This is a genomic window from Vibrio genomosp. F10 str. 9ZD137, from assembly GCF_049974785.1.
In the GTDB taxonomy this organism is placed as follows: domain Bacteria; phylum Pseudomonadota; class Gammaproteobacteria; order Enterobacterales; family Vibrionaceae; genus Vibrio.
On the sequence record NZ_JBNGCJ010000559.1, the window covers coordinates 1 to 1428 of the forward strand.

The window sequence follows — 1428 nt, forward strand, 5'->3', positions numbered from 1 at the left end:
CTGATCCGCTCTTCCGATCTCGTACTTGACCTGTGGTGCTAGGGTACTGAAGCAAGGCACCAAATACGTCATGTTGAGGCAGTGATTCTAGCTCGCCAACCAACACGTCAAAGCCGATGTATTCAGCGCGAGTTTTAACCACTTCTAGCGTCTGAGGGTGTACATCGTCTGCGACGAAAAAGACTTTACTTTTACTTTTGCCTGCTCGTTTACAAAGCGTCATGGCTTCGCCAGCGGCAGTGGCTTCATCAAGCAGTGATGCGTTGGCAATATCCATTGCCGTCAAATCCATCACCATTTGCTGGAAATTCAGTAGAGACTCTAATCGGCCTTGAGAGATTTCAGGCTGATAAGGTGTGTACGCTGTGTACCAACCTGGATTTTCTAACACATTGCGTAAAATGACATTTGGGGTGAAGGTGTTGTAATAACCTTGGCCGATAAAGGTACGCTTAACTTGGTTCTGGTTGGCGAACGCTTTCATCGCGACCAGCATATCCGTTTCACTCTTTGGCGCAGCCAGTGTCATTGGCTTTTCAATGCGAATCTGTGACGGGACCGTTTCATCAATCAGAGAGTCTAAGCTAGCAGCGTTAATCGCTTCGAGCATTTTTTGTTGATCTGCTTTGTTAGGCCCGTTGTGGCGTGCAACGAATTCATTTTGAGTGCCCAGATCTGCAAGTAACGGGCTTTGAGTTAATTCAGTCATTGTTCCTTTACCTTATCAATCAGATAAATATGGCTAACTGTGGGTGCCAAGGTTATCAATATTCATCTTTAAAAAAAGCTGCTCTTGTTGGGGTAACAAATGAGCAGCTTTCATGTCCTTCCCTAATTACTCATCATCAATAGAGTTCAGGTATTCTTCCGCGTCTTTTAGATTATCAAGCTCTGAAGGGTCAGAAAGTTTCACTTTTACAATCCAACCACCTTCGTACGACTCTTCGTTAATTAACTCAGGGCTGTCTTCGAGCTCTTCGTTAATTTCAACGATCACACCCGTCACTGGCGCATAAATATCAGAGGCTGCTTTTACCGACTCAACCAAAGAAAAGCTTTCACCCGCTTCAATTTCATCATCAGCTTCTGGCAGGTCAACAAACACGACATCACCAAGCATCTCTTGTGCATGCTCTGAAATACCGATCGTTACTGTGCCGTCACCGTTGTCTTTAACCCACTCGTGGCTATCTGCAAACTTCAGTGTGTTATCCATTGCTTCATCTCCAAAAATAACTGTTAGTTTTTAAAAGTTGTTTAATTCTTACTGGTATAGCGGAAAACGAGCGCACAGTGTTTTCACCTGCTTGCGAACGCGTTGCTCAACGTCAGGATTACCTTCTGGGCTTTCTACAAGGCCATCGAGTACGTCACCAATCCACTCACCGATCTGCTTAAATTCTTCACTGCCAAAACCGCGGCTCGTTC

The 1428-nt window shown here is 45.0% G+C and carries 1 protein-coding gene and 2 pseudogenes; all 3 read right to left on the bottom strand.

Annotation, left to right across the window (positions count from 1 at the left end; all coding sequences use genetic code 11):
- A pseudogene (locus ACP45E_RS13630) lies at positions 1-709 on the bottom strand (glycine dehydrogenase (aminomethyl-transferring)); the annotation flags it as partial.
- Between the two features lie 126 nt (positions 710-835).
- Positions 836-1216, bottom strand: coding sequence for a glycine cleavage system protein GcvH (gene gcvH, locus ACP45E_RS13635; protein WP_017035902.1), 381 nt, complete (start codon positions 1214-1216; stop codon positions 836-838).
- Between the two features lie 48 nt (positions 1217-1264).
- Positions 1265-1428, bottom strand: a pseudogene (gene glyA / locus ACP45E_RS13640) (serine hydroxymethyltransferase); the annotation flags it as partial.

Coding starts and splice junctions, on each gene's coding strand:
- gcvH (WP_017035902.1), bottom strand. CDS start 1,216: ATGGATAACACACTGAAGTTTGCAGATAGCCACGAGTGGGTTAAAGAC.